Raw genomic sequence first — 18,705 nt, 5'->3', positions numbered from 1 at the left:
GTCAGCGGCCCTCCCCGTCCGGAGCCAGGCGGGTGGCCACGAACCAGAAGCCCAGGGCGAGGAGGAGCGTCAGGACGGCCACGGTGGCGGCCAGGGACCGGCCCTGCCACAGCCCCTCGAACCAGCGCCGGAACTCCGTGACCAGGACGTTCAGCTTCCCCCCGTAGACCTCCAGCTCCCGCAGGTACTTCTTGGTGTCCTCCGGCTCGTAGCCCAGGGGGTTGGCCACCCGGGGCACGGCTCGCAGGTAGATCAGGGCAGCACCGCCGAGGCCCGCGGTCAGGATGCCCGCCGTGACGCGGCGGATGCGGTGCTTCCGGACGCGCGGGTCCGTCCCCAGCAGGCGGCCGGCCTGCGCGGCCTGACGCGCCTCCCGGGACCGGAGGGCCTCCCGGATCTGCGCGAGGTCGCCCTCGGAGACCGCTGCGCCCCGCCGCCGCAGCTCCGCCAGGGCCGCCGTCACGGCTTCGGCCTTGTAGGCCTGGGGCCGCTCCACATAGCGGCGCAGCTCCGCCTCGGAGAGGGTGGGGAGGCGCTCGAGGAAGGAATCTGCCATGCAGCCAGCATAAGCCCCATCGAATCGCCCCTGCCTGGGCCAGGAAGGTGGAACACTCGTGGGCCGGAGGTGCCGCCATGATGCTCGACTGGAACGGCTATCGGAAACAGGTCGGGGCGGGGGTGGGCGATCTCGCCCGGCTGAGCCCCGAGACCGCGCGGGGCTACCGCATGCTGGGGGAGGCGGGTCAGAAGACCGGCCATCTCGACGCCAAGACCCGCGAGCTGATCTCCCTTGCCGTGGCGGTCACCGTACGCTGTGACGGATGCATTGCCGTCCACACCGATGCGGCGGTGAAGCTGGGGGCCAGCCGGGAGGAGATCGCCGAGGCGCTGGGTGTGGCCGTGGCCGTCAATGCCGGTGCCGCACTCGTGTTCTCCGCCCGGGCCATGGACGCCTACGCCGCCCGAGTGGCCGAGGGGGTTCCCGATCACCGGTAGGTGATCAGAACCAGCGTCGGACGGTCCGGAGGTAGGTCTCGTACTCCGCCCCGAAGCGGGCCGCCAGGTGGCGCTCCTCCCGGGCGATGACGTGGAAGCGGATGACGAGCAGGACCGGCAGCAGCATGAGCGCGGGCCAGAGGGCGTTCGCCAGCAGGGCCACGCCGGCATGGAGCAGCGAGAGGCTGAGATACAGGGGGTTCCGGGTGAAGTGGAAGGGCCCCTCGGTGAGGAGTGCCGAGGCGGAGCGATCGGGCCGCACCGTGGTGCGGGCCCGGCGGAAGGTGAGGAAGCCCCAGAGCGCCAGGGCCCCTGAGCCGAGGACGAGCACGGCGCCCAGCAGCCGCGGAAGGGGGTTCCCCGGCACGGCGAAGGCCAGCGGAATGCGGTGCTGGAGCAGGAAGCCAAGACCCAGGCCCGCGATGAACACGACGGGCGGCGGCAGGCGGACCCCGGGGCCGGTGCGGTCCGCGTCCATGTCAGGCCCGGCCGAGGCCGATGCAGGCCTCCGCCCTCATGACGGGCATCCCGCGGCGGGACTGGGTGCGGAGGGCCTCGATGTACTCGCGCCCCACGGCTTCGGTGGCCTCGGGCCCGAGCCGGCTGAACAGGTGGGCCAGGGGCGGCGCCGACCGCGTGAAGCCCGACCAGTAGGCCTCCGGCTCGTCGATCTCCTGCACGGCCGTGGACGTCACGACCTCCACCTCGCGGAAGCCGGCCGCTTCCATGCGGGCCTTCAGCGTCTCGGCGCCGCTGAGCCTCGCCCACACGGGCGGCGCGGTGGGGGGCTGGAACTCGGGGGCGACTTTCTGGACCGCCTGTCGCACCAGCGTCATCAGCTGCAGGTTGGCGGGGTCGCGCCAGCAGACGATCGCGGCGCGTCCGCCTCCACGCAGGGCGCGCCGAAGCTCGGCCAGGCCCCGGTCGATGTTCGGGAAGAAGATCAGGCCCAGCACCGAGGCGCCGGCGTCGAAAGCTCCATCCGGAACGTCCAGGGCCTGCCCGTCCATCACCTCGGCGGAGATGCCCGAGAGCTGTTCTTCAGCAATGCGTTCGCGGAGCCGGTGCACCATGCCCGGGGCGAAGTCCGTCGCGAGGACCTTCGCGCCGGCCCGCGCGGCCATCAGCCCGAAGGCTCCCGTGCCCGCGGCCACGTCGAGCACGCGTTCGCCCCGCCGCAGGCCCAGCAGCCGCAGCGCGTGCGCCGCGAACTGACCGCTCAGGCCCTCGAAGGCCCGCTCGTAGTCCGAGGCGATGGCACCCCAGTTCCCGGCCACTTGGTCTGGACTCAGGTCGGCCATGGGAAGCTCCCTGGGGGGACCGGCGGCGTTCGGGCCGGATCCACGATGTGAGATCGAGACTGCATCCTTGTGGAAGCCACGGGAATGAAGATAGCCCGGTTCCCCCGGGGCGCCAGGGCCCATCGCTTGGTAAAAAGATGGCCCTTGCCTTGGTCGGAGGCCCACGGGCGGAGGGTCAGGCCGTCGTGAAGAAGGCCGGGTGATGCGTGACGAGCCCGCTCGGGATGTCCCCGGAGAAGGGAAGGCACATGAAATTCTCCGGCGGCACGTCGTGGATGCGAAGCGAAGGGACATGCCTGAAGCCGAAGCGGAGGTAGTAGGCGGGATCGCCGACGAGCAGGCAGCCGCGGTCAATCCGCGCGGCTTTCCCGGTACAGCATCGTCGCCAGGGCCCCGCAGAACAGGAACGCCACCAGGCTCATCCAGGAGGGGATGAGGGCCCGGCCGATCTGGACTTCCAGCCCGAGAATCACCCGCACCAGATGGGCCAAGGCGACGATTCCGAGAAAGGCCGTGGCGAGGAACGAAGCAGGCTTCATGGGTACCTCCGCATCGTTTGAGTCGCCCCGCAAGATGGGTGTTCCGATCGATGAAGATAGGCCCGTCCGCGGCTCGCGCAGGTCGGAATCCTTGGCATCCGGTACTTTGCGTCCGGAGTATGATCGTCCTTCTTCTCCGTCATGGGACAGGCCGAGGAGGGTGGTCATGCTGCGCACCAAGATGATCAGGGATCTGGATGAGATGCGCGGCCAGGCCTTCCCGCCGCCGTACACGCTCATGGAAACCCTCGAGACCACAGAGGGCCGCGGCGAGTCCTGGTGGGTTCTCGTCGCCTACGAGCCGCATGGCACCCAGGCAAGGTGGGTGGCCGTGTTTCCCGAGGCCGGGGAGGCCCGGTTCTTCACGGATGGCGATGAGATGAGCGGGCGCTGGGACGCGGATCACGAGATCTTCATCCCGGACGATGGTTCGCCCCTGGATCTTCGGGGGAATCCCGTGTCCCTGGCGGCCATCGAGGAGGATGAAGAGGAAGAGGACGCCGAGGCCGAGGAAAGGCGGCGATAGGGGGGCTTGAATCCCGCGGCGTCTTCTCGCGGTCATGTCCCGCGGCCGTCAGAGCATGGCTGGGCACGCCCGGGCCGGCCGGGACCCGTCTAAGGCCGTGTCATCGGTCTGGGGTGACGACCATGACGATCTTGAGCACCCCGCGGCTTCCACCCTGGAAGAGGCTGTCGAACTCGTCTTTGGGTATTACCAGGGTGGAACTGTCGGACCTGTATTTCTTCTCCTTGGCCGAGATCTCCTGCTCCGTGAAGGCCGCCAGCGCCTGGCCGGAGCGGAGGACCGAATAGCGGAGGACCACCTTCCGGTCGAAGGAGGGGCGCACGTAGGCCGTGGACTGGATCTTCAGCTCCACCCGATTGGCCTTGTCATTGACGATCTTCTTCACCACGACCAGGGGAAGGGACACGTCATCACAGACGAAGGTCCCCTGGTCCGTGAACGAGTACATGTCCCCGGGTTCCGCGGCGTTGAGCCGGTCCATCGGCAGCTCGAGGACCATCGGGGACGAGAACTCGCTTTGCCGCACATCAGCCACGGTTCCCTGGCGGGCGGCCACCTGTCCCATCAAGGGCAGGACCAGCAGCATCCCGAATGCACACCTGGTTCCTAGGCTCATCACGGCTCCATGAAGGGCAGAAAATAAAGGTACGTGAGAGCCCCGGGGTGGAAGGAGCAGCCACGGATATGCGGATCGCTGCTTCATTCTGCCCAGGCGGGAACGGATGCGGAAGGCCATGCAGGCAAGGTCCCGGATGAGCGAGGGTCAGGTCGGCAGGCCCTTGTGGTAGACGTGCTGGCTCTTCTTGCGGAGGTAGCCGAGCGATTCGTAAAACCCATGAGACTCGGGGCGCAGGACATTCGACCTGACACCGAGGCCCGTCCCCGATTGGTCCAGGACCCACGCTTCCGCGGCTTGGACCAGCGCTTTGCCGATTCCGGATCGCCGGGCCGTTCCGTCCACGACCAACCCCACGATCTCAAACTTGGTTCCAGATTCAAGGGTGATGCGCTGCTCCGCGGCGAGCCAGCCGAGGAGGCCGTGGCCCTCCAGCGGTTCTGCCACGAGGACCAGATGCAAAGGATTGGGAAGCAGCACGGCCAGGCGCCGGGCGATCTCCTCGTGCTCGGCGGGGTATCCGAGCGCGTCCGAGAGGCGCGCGATGTCAGAGGCATCTGACAGGGTGGCCGATCGGATCTGGTGGCTCATGGGCTGCCTATCGAAGGAAGGTGGCCGGCACCGCCTGCGCCGGGGCGCCGAACAAGGCCGAGGAAGCGGGGAGGTGAGAGGGCGCGAAGGACCATGCGGTGGGGTCAGAAGTGAACGGAAGGTCCAGCGCCATCGGCCGACCCGGCGACATCACGATTGCCACTACTGCGGCCTGGACGCGACCCCTTCAATGATGTCGGTGTTCTGCGAATCAATGATGAACCACCCGCCGCCTTCCTGGCGCAGCACGTTCAGCAGGATGCCGTTGCGCTCTGGCAGTGGCGCCCCGTCGGGCGTGACGTGGCCCTCGAGCTTCCATCGGCACCGCGCGATCGCGAGGTGCGGCGCCGGGAACCGCGTGAAGACTTCCCCGATGGTCAACCGGCTGTCCCTGAAGAGGGTTTGGTGAGTGAATTCGTGGGCCGCCTGGATCTCTGCCCGCCCCTTCCACCATAGGCCGACCACATTCACGAACTCGGCATCCGCCGAGAACAACGCCCCAAACGCGTTCATGTCGTGTCGGTTCCAGCATGCGGCGAACGATTCGATCACGCGCGTGACGGCTGCGGCTTCTGCTGACATGGTGGGTGCTCCTTGATGAGGCGACCGTCGTCGAGAAGGGTGAATTCAAGGTTTGCCAAACCGGGAGGCGGATTCTTCGTCACCTTGGAGCACTCGAGCGAGAAGGGCATGATCCATATCGTTGTGGCCTGGGGGATGGACTGGCTTGAGCCCGGGGATTACGCCGCAAGGTAGGCGTAGGCCGTTGACATGATCAGAGCGACAAGAAGGGCAGCCACAAAAAGGAGCCAATTGAAGCTGGCAGAGAACCCGATGATGGTCGAACCGGCCATGGAGAGGCCGACGCCGAGCAGGGCCACCGCCACCAGCAGCCAACCGCCAAACGTGTTGGTCTTGAACCAGAGCCGCTCGTTCTGGAGGCTCCTGTGGATTCGAACGCCGTACAGCGGATTCGGGCGGACCCATCTCACGGCCAGTGGAAGGGCGAGGGCGGCGAGGACCAGGGAGGCGATCAGCAGCGGGAAGTTCGGATGCATGTGAACCTCGGAGGCGGTCTGACGAAGGATGTTACCCGTTTCCGCCCGCCCCAAGGCGGCTCACGAAGCCTGGGAAGCGGGAAGGCGGGAATGCGCCGAAGCCAATGCAGGCGGGAGCCCGAGGTGAACAGAGGGGTGGACCGATCACAGGGACAGGCCCAGGAACCGCGCCCCAGGAATGGGGTTGGGACGGTAGGGGGCGATATCGTGAAAACCGAAGGCCAGGTACATGGTCTGGGCCTCGGTCATGGTGGGCAGGGTGTCCAGGACGATTTCGGCGTATCCCATGGACCGGGCCTCCGCGATGAGCCGGGCGACAAGCTTTTTGCCAACGCCCAGGCCCCTGCCTTGGGGCCTGACAAAAAGGCGCTTCATCTCACACCTGGTGGCGGAGATGCGCCGCAAGGCAATGCACCCGAGCGGGAAGCCATCCTTTTTGGCGAGAAGCAGCCTTCCATCGGGAGGCGCGTAGTCGCCTGGCAGGCGGTTGACTTCTTCATCGAACGACTGGAACCCGAGATCGACCCCCAAGAGGGATTGATATTCGAGGAAAAGGTCCCGCGCAGAATCAATGTCCATTCTGGTTGTGGCGATTTCGATGGTGGGCATGAGCCGGAGACCCCTGATGAATGAAGCCAACCGGATCCGCCTGCGTCAGGCCAGGGAGCGGAGCCGAGGAAGCGAATGGTTGAGAAGGGGCGGAAGGCCAGGCAGGCGAAGCCCAAGCAGAACGGAGGGTTGGGCTGGCGCCGAGGTTGATGAAAGAAGCTGGTCGCTTATTGATGCTTACGGCTTCGTGAGGCCAGTACCGCAAAGGTGCCATTGAGAATGAAAAGATACGCTACAAAAGTTGTATTTTCAAAGTTGTGGGTTCGAATCGACAGAAAGCTTATTCCGAAACCGAATGCGCTGACGGCATAGGCAACCCAGCTCTCTGAATGGGGATGGAGATACGACTTGATGAGGGTCGGTATGCCGGCCAGCATGTCGGCCAGCAGCGAGAACAGGATGGCCAGGTTCGGATTGTCGGTCATGGCCCAGAGGACGATGCCGATGATGGCCGCCGCCATCAGGTAGTAGTCGCGGGGCTCGCTTCTCCAATAGGCCTTCTTGTTGAAGAAAGATACAGCAACGATAAGCAACGGCGTAAAGCCGGCGGCAAAGGACGCCCAGGATAAACTCTTTACGCCTTGCGCCCTTTGCGCCACAAAAATAACCATCGGGAAAACACCCCAAAGCAGCCACGTGATGCGGTTGGGTTGGGCTTTGCCGGCGATGGTTTCGTATAAGTAATAGAAGCCGCCGAGCGACCCGATGATGGCACCGATAATGGCGAAGGATTCGGGAAGCATGGAGCGCCTGACGAATGAAGCTAGATGGCCCTGCCTGCACCGAGGCGACGAGCGGAGCCGAGGAAGTGGGAAGTTGAGAGAGAGCGGAAGGCAATGCAGGCGGGGTCCGAGTTGAGCTAAGGGCTAGGCGTCGGATTGATTTTAAGTTTAGATCGACGCTCTTTGTAATTGGCCACGAGAATGGAAACCACCATGCCCACAGTTGCCCATAACAGAATCGCCACGACATCCCAACCGCAGCTGGGGTAAGTGCCTCGGTCCCAGATGGGCAGGAAGATCGAGCATGGTCGCGAGTGCGACCGGGGCACCGTATGCGACCCACGATCGAGCTCTGGGCGAGATTGGGATAGGGGCGATTAGAGCGATAAAACCTGATGCTATCCCCACATAGAGAGCCCCAAGAAGAACTGCGAAGAGGTTGATGAATTCGGTGGGGCGCATCCGAGACGCCTAACGAATGAAGCTAACCGGCCCCGCCTGCACCGAGGCGCTGAATGAAGCCGAGGAAGCAGGAAGCCGAGAGAGGGCGGAAGGAAATGCGAGCGGAGTCCGAGTTGAGCGGTGAGCTGGGCCCAGGAATTGCAAAAAGTGCAAGAATAGTTATACTTTGTTTGAGGTGATGCTGTGAACCTGAGCCCAAACCTTACACCCCTTACAGAAGTGCGACGACACACCGCAGAGATTTTCGAGCAAGTGCGGGCCACCAAACAACCCGTCATGGTCACGGAGCACGGGCGGGAAGCTGGCGTGATCATGGACCCAGAGGCTTACCACATGCTGACGAACCGCCTGGCCGTGCTCGAGGAGATTGCCATGGGCGAAATGGAAATCGGGCAAGGACTGAGCGTTAGCTGGAAGAACGTCAAAGCGGACCTGAAGAAATGGCAACGCTAAGCATCAGGTTTGCTCCACGAGCCCATCGGCAGTTGAACGAGATCCTTCAATTCATCGCGATGGACAATCCTGACGCTACCTCCAAGATTGCTGCGCATGTCGAGAAACTCTTGGAGCACTTGCGAGAGCATCCAGAGATGGGAAAAGTGGTTTTCAAGGGATTGCCTCACCGCGAAGTAACTGCCTATCCCTGTCGAGTCATCTATCGCCGGGCCGGAAGCACCATATGGGTTGTCACCGTGCTTCGGGTAGAGCAACTGCTCAGGCTTGAAATGCTGATTGACAACTAGGTGTGGTCTGGGTGGACACCTTCTCTGGGCCGGGCCTAACGAAAGAAGCTAACCGCCCCGCCTGCACCGAGGCGCTGAGCGGAGCCGAGGAATCGGGAAGTTGAGAGAGGGCGGAGGGCAACGCATGCGGGGCCCGAGCTGAGCGGAGGGCTACCTAAGCCGAACTGTCCGTAGTTGAGCCACTTAATGCCGACGATCCTTTAAGATCGATAAGTAATTCGCCCATGGTCCTACGGCACTGGCGCAAACCTTTGCCATCGTTCGGGCAATCTGTCCAAGATGGTCAAGGTCATGGACAGCCCACGTTGCCAATAGCTGCGCCAATGTTACATTCCCAAGTTCAGGGTGTAGACCGACACGATCAAGGTCTGCGTTCGTAAGGTTCATTTCGAGTAGAACAGAGACGTTATCGCGTCGAAGTGATTCAAAGGTCGTGAGCAACTCTGAAAGCGGTTTGCCTTGGCTTTGATTGAACTGGGCAGTTCTATCGAATGGATCAAATGGTCGCGTCTCTCCAGCCAGGATGTGCCGTGCTCGAGGAATCCAGTTGACTCTCTCGCCATGGATGAGATGGCCGAGGACATCGTACGGGGACCAAGTGTTATCGCCCTCGGTCGCTGTCACCCAGGTTTCAGGTAATCCTTCGAGCAACTTCGCGAGACTAGCGGGCGTTCGTTCCAGCACCGCCACAAGTTCATCAAGAGAAGGCTTGGATGGGTTCATGACAAGCATCCTATTGCTGCTGGGTTTTTAAGAAGGGACCTGGGTTTTGGATTTTCGAGGAAGGCCTAACGAATGAAGCGAACCGGACCGGCCTGCACCGAGGCGCTGAACGGAGTCGAGGAAGCGAGAAGTTGAGAGAGAGCGGAGGGCAATGCAGGCGAGGTCCGAGTTGAGCACAGGGTTAGGCTGCGAGATGGAATCTAGATGAATATCTGGGCTGAGTGGTTTGAGGTACGGGACTTCTCTTATGGCTTTGGTTGCTTGGCGTCAAGAAAGTCATTCACCATCGGGACGATGACGGACATGCGCTGCATCAGCGTCACGTGCGTCGTGGCGGGCAGGATGGCCAATCGCGAGGCGGGGAGCGGCTTGATGTCGCCGTGGATCCCGCCGCCTTTCAGGCGAAACATTTCCGCGACGTGCTCGAGCCGTACACCATCCGAGTCACCGTGGATGAAGAACATCGGCGCCGGGGTGGCCTTCAGTTGATCGTCGCCAATGTCGCGCCCTTTCGAATCCATGGCGAGGACCCGCTTGACGAACTTCGGGAAATCGTCCGGATTCGGGTTCAGTCTCTTGTACTCGACTTCAATGGGCGAACCTTTAAAGGCGTCCGCGGTGAGTGTCGCGAGGGCGTCCTGCCCTTCCTTGACCACGCCGTCCCGGCGGAGCATCGACGAAATGACGACGACCTTTCGCACTTTGTCCGGATGACGGATCGCACACCGCATGGCCACGCCGCCGCCCATGCTGTACCCGAGGAGGTCCGCGCGTGGGATTTTCAGGTAATCGAGCAGAGCCGCCACATCGTCGGCGAGGTTCTCGGAGGTGATGTCGCGTGGGATGTCCGCCGTGCGCCCATGGCCTTGCATCTCGACGGCGATCACTTTCCGCGTTTTGGAGAGCTCGTCAATCCACCCGGTCCAGTTGTTGGTGATCGTCATGAACGCGCCGTGGAGCAGGACCACCGGGTCGCCGCTCCCGTGGATCTCGTAGTACATCTTGAGACCGTTCACCGGGGCGTAACCCGTCGTAGGTTGATGCTGCGCCACTAAGGCAGCTGGCAGAAACATCGTCAGGAGAAAAGCCGTCCTCTTCATGTTTGGACCTTTCCTGTTGGCGAGGTTGAACACGCCGCGCAGCCTAACGAATGAAGCTAACCGGACCCGCCTGCACTGAGGCGCTGAACGAAGCCGAGGAAGCGGAACGATGAGAGAGAGCGGCGGGCAATGCAGGCGGGGGCCGAGTTGAGCGGAGGGTTAGGCGTACCCGGCCCGAACCCCTAATCAAGTTCATCGAATCTTGTCAGAACGAAGACCAACTCTGATTTTAGAGCGCCTGGAACCACTAGGAACGCCAAGAAGTCATGGTTTGGTTTCAAGTATTGCTTCACTTCAGGGATTAAAGAGTCTTGGATTGGGATCCATACCTTGGTGCCTTTGTAGGTAACCAGTATTTCCTGATGGTACATGGCGAAAAACTGAACGACATTTGGCAGGGCCTTCCATGAGGTTTGGAGGCCCTTTAGTAGTTCAGCCTTTCGGCCGGTAATTGGGCGTATCTCATTTAGATATGTCAGTTGGGTTTGATATTTGTGAATTTCCGTGCACACATTAAGGTCTGATGCAGGATCTGCACACGGTTTCCTCTCGATGAGGATCTGATCAAACGACCTTGGAAGATATGCAGCTGCATCTACCTGGGCAGGTAGGGTTGTGCACGCCAGAGAAAGAAGGAACGTGAAAACCGATTGAGCGCTCATGACAACCATCCGGAATGAAGGTGGGAACGCCTAACGAATGAAGCTAACCGGCCCCGCCTGTGCCGAGGCGATGAGCGGAGCCGAGGAGGTGAGTGGATGAGAGAGAGCGGAAGGCAATGCAGGCGGGGTCCGAGTTGAGCTAAGGGTTAGGCAAGGATGTGGGGATTGCTTTTCCATACTGCCCAGGTGAGAACGGAAGCGAAAGACACCCAGGCTAAATAGGGGATAAGCAAAGCACCCGCAAAACGATTTCGGCGCCAGAACATAATTGCGGTGGCGATGATCAACAGCCACAAAAATAGGATCTCAGCGAACGCCAGGGCGCCGAGATGCCAAACAAAGAACAACCAAGTCCATAGGGCATTTACGGCTAGTTGGAAAACGAACAGAGCGAGCTCGGGACCGGCCTTTCGAAGACCGTATTCCCGCCATATAAGCCAGGCTGAAATGGCCATCATGATGTAGAGAACAGTCCAAACCGGACCGAAGAGCCATCCGGGTGGTGCCCATAGTGGGCGAATGAGTGCCTTGTAGAAAGATCCAGCTTGTGCGGAAGCGAGGGCGCCAAGGGCTGCGGTTGCAAAGCAAATGGAGAGCCACCCAAAGAAGCCTAGAACTTGCTTGGACATTGGATATTTGGTCATTAAAGCCCCGAGGGAACACCTAACGAGTGAAGCTAACCGGCCACGCCTGCACCGAGGCGATGAGCGAAGCCGAGGAAGCGGGAAGCTGAGAGAGCGCGGAAGGCAATGCAGGCGGGGTCCGAGTTGAGCGGAGGGTTAGGCGCATCTGGCACCTACTCACTTCCGGGGTTTGTAAGGTAGGTCCAAATCAAATGAGTCTGCAAATTTGCTGAAATTGCCAAACGCGGGCAGGCCAGCAACTGATTCCATGGAACGAAGCGATGGGTTATCTTTCTCAATCGTGTTCGTATTTAAAGAATAAATCATGGCCCAGTGATGATCGAAGTAAACAGTGATTAGATAGATTGAACCTGGCTGACCGCCATTGTGATGACCAGAACCCACGAATAATGTTCCAGCGAATTCATTATTGAGAACAACTGGGCTTGAGAATAGAAGTGTGTAATTCCCGTTTTCAAAATTATGTGTCAAATATTTGGGAATGAAGTCCACCAAATATGTGTCTACTTCCTTCTCGCTCAGGGGCTGCTTGCCCTTCCGGCTTATCCATTCAACAGAAAATAGTTTGGCAGGCTTGAATTCTCTCGAATTCAAGTAAAAATCATAATTCACTATCCCATTGCCCGGGAACTGACACTCAATTGGAACTCCTGGAATTGGGATATCAATCAGGAATCCTAAGTTTCCGATTTTCTTCTGTGTCTTTGGAACAGTGAATGTATTTGGTCCAAGGCAGGCGAATTCACAGATCGCCATGATTGCAACGGATATCAGCTTAATTCTCATTGGAGCGATCATCGATGCGCCTAACGAATGAAGCTAACCGGACCCGCCTGCACCGAGGCGCTGAGCGGAGCCGAGGAAGCGAGAAGTTGAGAGAGAGCGAAAAGCAATGCAGGCGGGGTCCGAGTTGAGCTAGGGGTTAGGCCGATATGCGTCCGTGCGCCTTTAGGACTGCGGGTCGAGCCCGAAGACGCGTAGCTCTTGGTCACAGCGGCAAGCCTTGGCGATCCGTGTAGCCCACGCGATGGCCTCTTCGCGCGAGGGCAGCTCGAGCACGGTGAATCCGCCATCGAGCGTGGGCGCCCACGGGTAACCGCCCATAGAGATCGTGCCATCGGACGAAACGAGCACTGGCGGCACATCTTCGTCGATGCCACCGCCGAAGATGTAAACGCCAGCGGCCTTCGCCTCTTCAATCACGGCGTGCGCAGCGTGGCCCACTGCCTCTAGCTCGCCGCTGGGAACGACCATCGCAGCACTGGGGAAGGAGATCAGGTATTTGGCCATGGTGCTCCGTGCCTGGATCGATGATGGCTTTGAAGATTGTGAGAGGCCTAACGAATGAAGCTAACCGGACCCGCCCGCGCCGAGGCGACCAGCGGAGCCGAGGAAGCGGGAAGCCGAGAGAGAGCGGAAGGCAATGCAGGCGGGGTCCGAGTTGAGCGGAGGGTTAGGCATTCACTCAATCCTTTGGGGACAGGTACTCTGCCCAAAGTCGATGATAAAGCCCACGGACGGGGTCAGGGGTTTGGGAGAGTTCATGCTGTTTTTCGGACCCTAGTGATTCATCACTTGCTTCTTGTGGAGGGCCGGCATCGCCACCCCAGGCCCTCATGGCTACTCTTGGCTTCTCAGGATTGGTTTGGGGCTTGGGCGAGGTAATCGCTGAACGAAGAGACTTGGCTTTCAGCAAGTACGCGTTAGCCCTTTTTGGGTCGATGTCGGTGACTACCAAACCTTGGCCCTGATAGGACCATGCCAATTTTTCACATGCAGATGGATCGCCTTCATCGGCCCCTTTCTCTAAGGCTTTGCGGGCGGATGCTATGTCGCCAGCCAAATAAAATTGACTGGATGCAGCAAGTAGGTTTCTTGGTAGGAAATCTCCTTTCTCCCACATCAGTGCAAGGCGACGACTGTCCTCTTTGGACCAGTGCATATTTCCCGCCTTGAATCGAAATTCCTCCAACAGATGCTTTGAAAATCCAGGATCCTTTGGCACACCTAGACCATCTCGATACATTTTGATCAGTTCAATCCAGGCTTCTGCACTCCATTGGTTTGAACCGATGCCAAGTGCGGCCACATAACAGCGCCCGGCCCGTGTGAGGTCGGGAGGACCGCACTTTGGATCGCGAAGCAGTCGTGCAAGTTTGAGGAGGACGCTTGCCTCTCCGAATGGAGGCTGATTTTCTTCTCCCCAATCTGCATCGAGGCGACAAGCCTCTTCGTAATGCCTTCTTGCCTCCGCATATTTCCCTTCTGCCTCAGCCTTTGATCCGAGTCTTTCAGACAGCTTTGGATCAGCAGCAAGTGCAGGAAGTTCTTGAGGGTTGATCCTTGGCCCCGAGCGAGGGACAAGGACCATAACGACCATCCATAGAACTGTCGAAGCGATCATGGAATGCCTAGCGAATGAAGCTAACCGGACCCGCCTGCACCGAGACGATGAACGGAGCCGAGGAAGCGAAATGTTGAGAGAGAGCGGAGGGCAATGCAGGCGGGGTCCGAGTTGAGCGAGAGGTTAGACAGCCTTGCGATACGACCAAGTTGCTAGCTCCGAAAATCTCCTGGGTTTGTTTCCAGATCAAGAATTAAAAAGGATGGAAGTAATTGATGCATTGTTTTACAAGTACTATTGTAGTCGTCGACTGATTTTGAATATTGAATTTGTAATTTGTTTGAGGAAATCAGAAATTTATTTAGTTCAACTATATCGGATAAATTTTCAGGGACTTCTCGAAATTGTAATTTGCCTAGAATTTCGAAGGCGATGTTATCGAGTAGAACATATTTTGTTTTTATGAATTCGAAATCGTCAGAATTAAACGGAGAAACTAGATGCCCGTGGTTACTTTGGGCTTTGACTTGAACAATGCGTGAGGAAGCATACCTTAAGGCAAAACCTTCTATTGCTGGTGACGATTGAATATAAAAGGAATGAATCAATGCGTATTGGCTGGTCAGTTCTTTTTTGGATCGATAATAGAATACGTTGCAAATGACGGTGTATGTAAACAGGATTGTTGAGATCAAAAATAAGATACTCGCACGAATTTTGAACCGATTTGATTTCGGCTTGCCAATGCCAGGTGATTCTGAGAATTCCATTGGGCTGCCTAACGAATGAAGCTAACCGGACCCGCCTGCGCCGGGGCGCTGAGCGGAGCCGAGGAAGCGAGAAGCTGAGAGAGAGCGGAAGACAATGCAGGCAGGGTCCGAGTTGAGCGGAGGGTTAGGGCGCCAGGCGGTTTGCTTGGTTCATTTTGGGCAGCTAGAAATTCCATACAACGGCCATGTTCAACGTTGAAGCAGGGGGTTGAGATGAGGCCAGGAATGCCCCATAAAGCTCAATTCCAACTGCATCGCTAAACCTATAACCAAACCCAAAAACGCCACCGAGTTTGATCGTAGCTTCTGAAGTCGGTGCTTTCACACGGACAGCACCAATTCCATACCGGTCATAGAATCCACCATTTAATCTCGACCTCATCTCAAAGCCTAGGTTAGTTAGAACTGCCGTACCTGAATCCGCGGAGTACCAACCATTTTCGAGATACATGCCTGCACTGGTGTTGGGGGATATAGTCCAGAAACTCCAGCCAGCAGAAATGCCTGGCCCTGCTGATGAGGTCGAATCTTTGAAATCTGAAATCGGGAAACTAGCAACAAGCCCGACCCTGAAGCGTTCCTTCGGCTCTTCCGCTTTTAGCGAAGAGAACGCCATGGTGGTCAATAGAAAGCCAAGGGGAATTTTGAGTTGATTCATGGCGTCCTAACGAATGAAGCTAACCGGCCCCGCCTGCACCGAGACGATGAGCGGAGCCGAGGAAGCGAGAAGTTGAGAGAGAGCGAAAGGCAATGCAGGCGGGGTCCGAGTTGAGCTGAGGGTTAGGCTGAAGAACCAGTTCTGGTTTGGTTTTACAACCGAGCCCCCGGAATGAGAATCATCTCGGTAAGAATGGTGTGTTTAGGCTGGCAGTCGACTCGAATTTTGAAAGGTCGATCCTTACTTCGCCCAAGAATGAAATACGGAGCTTTGTTCCATTTACCAATCCGATCTCCTGGCACTGACCAACGCACAGTTGCTTCATCTGACTGATATTCGATTTTCAATTCTTGCGGAGAAGCCCCTTCAAATGAAATGGAACTCGGATCGATGGTGCCGAAAATTTTAAGTTCAGCAGTGATGCGAGAGTTGTCTTCGTGGCTATACCCTTGGGCGCGCACATACCCGCCTTCGGGACGTGCCCGGACCCAAACAGGGCCGGTGCATCCAGCGAGGGTGAAGATCAGTGAAGTAAGAAGCAAAGGAGCGATGACTTTTCGAGGCATCTTGGTGACTCCTTGTGGTGAAGCCTAACGAATGAAGCTAAGCGGCACCGCCTGCACCGAGGCGATGAGCGGAGCCGGGATAGCAAAATGGTGAGAGAGAGCGGAAGGCAATGCAGGCGGGGTCCGACTTGAGCGAGAGGTTGGGCATGCGGTGCGATTCAATCGATGGACCTAGATAGTTGTACAGCCTCTTTTCGCAGAAGAATGGCTGTATTGCCGATAGATTTCCAAAAGTGAACTGTGTCAAGGCCGCCATATTTTAAGTCCGTGTGCCGATAAGAACGACCGCTTTTTGACTCGGGATATTTTAATGCCTCGTACCACTCATCCACCGATATCGCGTTCGTTCTGAAAAACTGGCCAAGAGGGGAGTAGGGGCACAGCTCTTCCGTGTATTCGCGAACAAGGCTTGAAAGGCGAGTACCAGGGTATTCCTTTTCAAACTCCATAAGAATTTCTGAAAGCCTGTGGTGCCGCGGCGGACTGGCTGCTTTCAATGATAGGAATCCTTTGAGGAGAACTTCGATTCCATGAAAGAAATTGAATAAAATTGCAATCCCAATGCTGTGATCGGACCACTTAGTCGCTTCAAGGTACTCGTCCCAATCTACCGCTCCAATAAATACAACCCCAGATGCATTCTCTCGGCCAACCAGTTCATTACACGCTGCTTCCGCTAAACGTAAGTATTGAATCCCAATGAGCCAATAATTGAACGCTTCATTCATCTGAACGACTCTCTAGAGGCATGCCTAACGAATGAAGCTAACCGGACCCGCCTGCACCGAGGCGCTGAGCGAAGCCGAGGAAGCGAGAAGTTGAGAGAGAGCGAAAGGCAATGCAGGCGGGGTCCGAGTTGAGCGGAGGGTTAGGTAGGCCGGTCACTGCCAAAGTGCAGTTGAGAGGACTTTGTTGGTGGCGATATCAAAAGTTACATCACGGCATTTGCCACCAGGGTTGCCAACGAGAGCCGGGTTCCTGTTTTCCGGGGTGAAAGCACTCTGATGCCAGAGATGGAAAATGAGAGTGCCATTTATCGGTCCCTCAACTACGGCATGGAACTCTGAGGGATTCTCACCGTGTTGCTGAATGGAAGCAGCCACAGCCCTTGCTCCAGGTTGAAATTCCTTTGGGAATGCAGCTGCCTGAGCAAGTGTCGGGGCCTTCTCAGGGGTAGATGAACAGCCAGTGAGCACCGAGACCGCGATAACTAGACAGGCAATTCGCGAGCGCATGTTGGGCTACCTAACGAATGAAGCTAACCGGCCACGCCTGCACCGAGGCGATGAACGGAGCCGAGGTAGCGAAATGTTGAGAGAGGGCGGAAGGCAATGCAGGCGGGGTCCGAGTTGAGCTAAGGGTTAGGGCGATCATTGTTGGGAGATGGAAATCTCGACATTGCCGATGGATTGGCGGACTTGCTTAATTGAGCTTGGACCTGTTGGGGTGACAACTAGTTTGGCAGACGATGCCCAACGAAGGCCAACTGAGGGTGAATTGTCTTCCTCATTGGAAGTGAGAGTAATGCTCGGCTCATCTTGGCCCGGATGGACCACGGCATTCCGTGGAACCACTCGCAACTCTTGCCAAACGACGGCACCACCCATCCAAGGCCCACCAATGATGCGATCCAATCTGGCTTCATACCGGCCATCGGGTGATTCAACGCGGGCCAAGGTTTGAATCTCGGGAATGACGGATTTCCCTGACGAGCAGGCAAGGACGTTCATCAGCAATGGAAGAAGAACGGGCCAGGAATTCCTCATCGAAGTGGGAGCCCTAACGAATGAAGCTAAGCGGCCACGCCTGCACCGAGGCGATGAGCGGAGCCGTGATAGCGAAATAATGAGAGAGAACGGAAGGCAATGCAGGCGGGGTCCGACTTGAGCGGAGGGTTAGGCGCTAGGGAAGCATTTGGCCCGGCTTGAGTTTATGGCGCCCGTTAATGGGAAGAGGCGATTTCTTGCCATCAGACAGGATCTCAACGATGGTGATTTCAATGACCGACTGTTCTCGATCAATTTGGACACCGCCTTCGAAGCGGTTGAGAATTCTGGATTTCGAATCGTATCTAGACCCGATCCGAACCTCCATATTCGCCGAACTGTAGGTATTGGACCTTTCATGAAAGCTCAATTCGAAATAATCGTTCTGCCTGTATATGACTGCACCAGTGCCAATTTTGGGACCGCCATGTGTTTGCTCAACCCAAACAGTACCTGCCCCTCGGTGATCGTAGTGCGCAATGACAGAAGTGCATGAACTGACCAAACAAAGGGCCAACACCATGATCACCTTTTCGGTGGGAAGTGATGTGATCTGCATGGAGCGCCTAACGAAGGAAGCTAAGCGGCCACGCCTGCACCGAGACGGTGAACGGAGCCGAGATAGCAAAATGTTGAGACAGAGCGGAAGGCAATGCAGGCGGGGTCCGACTTGAGCGGAGGGTTAGGCCGATCGCTACTCGCATCCGTGTAGCCCCCAGAGTGGGAAACGCTTAGAATCTTCGCCAATGGTCACGATCAGTAAACCCTGTGTACACCTTTGTGAGTCGTTTTCTTCAATACGATTTTCGTAAATTTCAATTTTGACTTCGTTGTCTGACCATTCCCTGAAGAGCCGATAGGTAGTGCCATCGAATGATTTAGGGCCATTGCGGCTATGACCTTCTGAAAGTTGGAGATGGTGAAGTCGACCATTAATCCGAATGGCGAGTTGATGCGGATCAACTTTGGAGGGAGCGGCGATTTGAGGTGATGTTGCCCATTCGCAGCCAACTCCCTTAGGTTTATCCGTAAAGTAGGCGTAGCTAATTGCGCCATCTTGAAGTTCACTCACCTGTAACCGTTGAATCGAAATCCCCGGCTTTACCTTTGGCGCAGCATCAAGAGCCATTGCGGCTATGACTATGAAACCAGCCTTGAAGATATGATTCATGCGCATCGACGGCCTAACGAATGAAGCTAACCGGCCCCGCCTGCACCGAGGCGTTGAGCGGAGCCGAGGAAGCGAGAAGTTGAGATAGAGCGGAAGACAATGCAGGCTGGGTCCGAGTTGAGCGGAGGGTTAGGGGCC

The 18,705-nt window shown here is 57.9% G+C and carries 26 protein-coding genes; 4 read left to right on the top strand and 22 right to left on the bottom strand.

The genetic code is table 11. From position 1 onward, the window contains the following. Window position 1: 1 nt before the first annotated feature. Entirely contained in the window at window positions 2-556 is a 555-nt protein-coding gene (locus MLE64_RS15010) for a hypothetical protein (RefSeq protein WP_243318970.1), read from the bottom strand. An 80-nt stretch (window positions 557-636) separates the two neighbouring features. On the opposite strand from MLE64_RS15010, the gene MLE64_RS15005 reads away from it, so the two are divergent. Further along, window positions 637-996 carry a carboxymuconolactone decarboxylase family protein gene (locus MLE64_RS15005; RefSeq protein WP_423748267.1) on the top strand — a complete coding sequence of 120 codons (360 nt, stop codon included), beginning with the start codon at window positions 637-639 and terminating at the stop codon, window positions 994-996. A 4-nt stretch (window positions 997-1,000) separates the two neighbouring features. Here the strand turns inward: MLE64_RS15005 and MLE64_RS15000 are convergent, their stop codons facing one another. The 3 genes from MLE64_RS15000 to MLE64_RS14990 all read right to left on the bottom strand — a co-directional run bounded on the left by MLE64_RS15000 (window position 1,001) and on the right by MLE64_RS14990 (window position 3,004). Continuing rightward, window positions 1,001-1,474 (bottom strand): methyltransferase family protein, encoded by a 474-nt coding sequence (locus MLE64_RS15000; RefSeq protein WP_243318965.1) that lies wholly within the window; start codon window positions 1,472-1,474, stop codon window positions 1,001-1,003. A gap of 1 nt (window position 1,475) precedes the next feature. Beyond that, on the bottom strand, window positions 1,476-2,297 hold the full coding sequence (locus MLE64_RS14995; RefSeq protein ID WP_243318963.1) for a class I SAM-dependent methyltransferase: 822 nt from the start codon (window positions 2,295-2,297) through the stop codon (window positions 1,476-1,478). Window positions 2,298-2,647: 350 nt separating this feature from the next. Then, a complete protein-coding gene (locus MLE64_RS14990; protein ID WP_243318960.1) occupies window positions 2,648-3,004 on the bottom strand; it encodes a hypothetical protein in 357 nt (118 codons plus the stop codon). Between MLE64_RS14990 and MLE64_RS14985 the strand changes: the two genes are divergently transcribed. Beyond that, window positions 3,003-3,362 (top strand): hypothetical protein, encoded by a 360-nt coding sequence (locus tag MLE64_RS14985; RefSeq protein WP_243318958.1) that lies wholly within the window; start codon window positions 3,003-3,005, stop codon window positions 3,360-3,362. The two genes, MLE64_RS14990 and MLE64_RS14985, sit on opposite strands and share 2 nt — an antisense overlap. 100 nt (window positions 3,363-3,462) lie before the next feature. Here the strand turns inward: MLE64_RS14985 and MLE64_RS14980 are convergent, their stop codons facing one another. The 6 genes from MLE64_RS14980 to MLE64_RS14955 form a co-directional block, all read right to left on the bottom strand. After that, window positions 3,463-3,948, bottom strand: a complete 486-nt coding sequence (locus MLE64_RS14980) for a hypothetical protein (RefSeq protein WP_243318955.1) — start codon at window positions 3,946-3,948, stop codon at window positions 3,463-3,465. Window positions 3,949-4,125: 177 nt separating this feature from the next. Beyond that, window positions 4,126-4,569, bottom strand: a complete 444-nt coding sequence (locus MLE64_RS14975; protein ID WP_243318953.1) for a GNAT family N-acetyltransferase — start codon at window positions 4,567-4,569, stop codon at window positions 4,126-4,128. 162 nt (window positions 4,570-4,731) lie between these two features. Further along, on the bottom strand, window positions 4,732-5,151 hold the full coding sequence (locus MLE64_RS14970) for a YybH family protein (protein WP_243318950.1): 420 nt from the start codon (window positions 5,149-5,151) through the stop codon (window positions 4,732-4,734). 158 nt (window positions 5,152-5,309) lie between these two features. Further along, complete coding sequence (locus tag MLE64_RS14965; protein WP_243318948.1) at window positions 5,310-5,627, bottom strand: SdpI family protein; 318 nt, start codon at window positions 5,625-5,627, stop codon at window positions 5,310-5,312. Between the two features lie 144 nt (window positions 5,628-5,771). Next, a complete protein-coding gene (locus MLE64_RS14960; RefSeq protein ID WP_243318945.1) occupies window positions 5,772-6,236 on the bottom strand; it encodes a GNAT family N-acetyltransferase in 465 nt (154 codons plus the stop codon). Window positions 6,237-6,403: 167 nt separating this feature from the next. Continuing rightward, the gene (locus MLE64_RS14955) at window positions 6,404-6,979 is read right to left on the bottom strand and encodes a hypothetical protein (protein WP_243318944.1); all 576 of its coding nucleotides are present in this window, start codon (window positions 6,977-6,979) and stop codon (window positions 6,404-6,406) included. A gap of 624 nt (window positions 6,980-7,603) precedes the next feature. Here MLE64_RS14955 and MLE64_RS14950 point away from each other — a divergent pair. Together MLE64_RS14950 and MLE64_RS14945 are read left to right on the top strand one after the other, a co-directional pair. After that, a complete protein-coding gene (locus tag MLE64_RS14950) occupies window positions 7,604-7,873 on the top strand; it encodes a type II toxin-antitoxin system Phd/YefM family antitoxin (protein ID WP_243318942.1) in 270 nt (89 codons plus the stop codon). Further along, window positions 7,861-8,163, top strand: coding sequence for a type II toxin-antitoxin system RelE/ParE family toxin (locus MLE64_RS14945; RefSeq protein WP_279343161.1), 303 nt, complete (start codon window positions 7,861-7,863; stop codon window positions 8,161-8,163). The genes MLE64_RS14950 and MLE64_RS14945 overlap by 13 nt, the downstream gene beginning before the upstream one ends. Before the next feature lie 183 nt (window positions 8,164-8,346). Here MLE64_RS14945 and MLE64_RS14940 read toward each other — a convergent pair whose 3' ends face one another. The 12 genes from MLE64_RS14940 to MLE64_RS14885 form a co-directional block, all read right to left on the bottom strand. Further along, a complete protein-coding gene (locus MLE64_RS14940) occupies window positions 8,347-8,886 on the bottom strand; it encodes a DinB family protein (RefSeq protein ID WP_243318939.1) in 540 nt (179 codons plus the stop codon). A gap of 245 nt (window positions 8,887-9,131) precedes the next feature. Continuing rightward, window positions 9,132-10,019, bottom strand: a complete 888-nt coding sequence (locus MLE64_RS14935) for an alpha/beta fold hydrolase (protein WP_243318937.1) — start codon at window positions 10,017-10,019, stop codon at window positions 9,132-9,134. Between the two features lie 149 nt (window positions 10,020-10,168). Continuing rightward, complete coding sequence (locus tag MLE64_RS14930) at window positions 10,169-10,648, bottom strand: hypothetical protein (RefSeq protein ID WP_243318935.1); 480 nt, start codon at window positions 10,646-10,648, stop codon at window positions 10,169-10,171. A gap of 146 nt (window positions 10,649-10,794) precedes the next feature. Beyond that, window positions 10,795-11,292 (bottom strand): TspO/MBR family protein, encoded by a 498-nt coding sequence (locus MLE64_RS14925; RefSeq protein WP_243318933.1) that lies wholly within the window; start codon window positions 11,290-11,292, stop codon window positions 10,795-10,797. A gap of 156 nt (window positions 11,293-11,448) precedes the next feature. After that, complete coding sequence (locus MLE64_RS14920; RefSeq protein WP_243318931.1) at window positions 11,449-12,090, bottom strand: hypothetical protein; 642 nt, start codon at window positions 12,088-12,090, stop codon at window positions 11,449-11,451. Between the two features lie 150 nt (window positions 12,091-12,240). Continuing rightward, window positions 12,241-12,582 carry a YciI family protein gene (locus MLE64_RS14915; protein ID WP_243318929.1) on the bottom strand — a complete coding sequence of 114 codons (342 nt, stop codon included), beginning with the start codon at window positions 12,580-12,582 and terminating at the stop codon, window positions 12,241-12,243. A 175-nt stretch (window positions 12,583-12,757) separates the two neighbouring features. Then, window positions 12,758-13,696, bottom strand: a complete 939-nt coding sequence (locus MLE64_RS14910) for an SEL1-like repeat protein (protein ID WP_243318927.1) — start codon at window positions 13,694-13,696, stop codon at window positions 12,758-12,760. A gap of 873 nt (window positions 13,697-14,569) precedes the next feature. Then, window positions 14,570-15,064 carry a hypothetical protein gene (locus MLE64_RS14905; RefSeq protein ID WP_243318925.1) on the bottom strand — a complete coding sequence of 165 codons (495 nt, stop codon included), beginning with the start codon at window positions 15,062-15,064 and terminating at the stop codon, window positions 14,570-14,572. Between the two features lie 152 nt (window positions 15,065-15,216). Then, on the bottom strand, window positions 15,217-15,630 hold the full coding sequence (locus MLE64_RS14900) for a hypothetical protein (protein ID WP_243318923.1): 414 nt from the start codon (window positions 15,628-15,630) through the stop codon (window positions 15,217-15,219). A gap of 158 nt (window positions 15,631-15,788) precedes the next feature. Beyond that, on the bottom strand, window positions 15,789-16,358 hold the full coding sequence (locus MLE64_RS14895; protein ID WP_243318920.1) for a hypothetical protein: 570 nt from the start codon (window positions 16,356-16,358) through the stop codon (window positions 15,789-15,791). A gap of 1,174 nt (window positions 16,359-17,532) precedes the next feature. Beyond that, window positions 17,533-17,955: a hypothetical protein gene (locus tag MLE64_RS14890; RefSeq protein WP_243318918.1), complete on the bottom strand. Its 423-nt coding sequence runs from the start codon at window positions 17,953-17,955 to the stop codon at window positions 17,533-17,535. Between the two features lie 135 nt (window positions 17,956-18,090). Further along, window positions 18,091-18,567 carry a hypothetical protein gene (locus tag MLE64_RS14885; RefSeq protein WP_243318916.1) on the bottom strand — a complete coding sequence of 159 codons (477 nt, stop codon included), beginning with the start codon at window positions 18,565-18,567 and terminating at the stop codon, window positions 18,091-18,093. Window positions 18,568-18,705: the final 138 nt, after the last annotated feature.

The sequence above is a fragment of the Geothrix paludis genome (genome assembly GCF_022808815.1).
Lineage (GTDB): Bacteria > Acidobacteriota > Holophagae > Holophagales > Holophagaceae > Geothrix > Geothrix paludis.
This window is presented reverse-complemented; position numbering and strand designations above follow the sequence as displayed.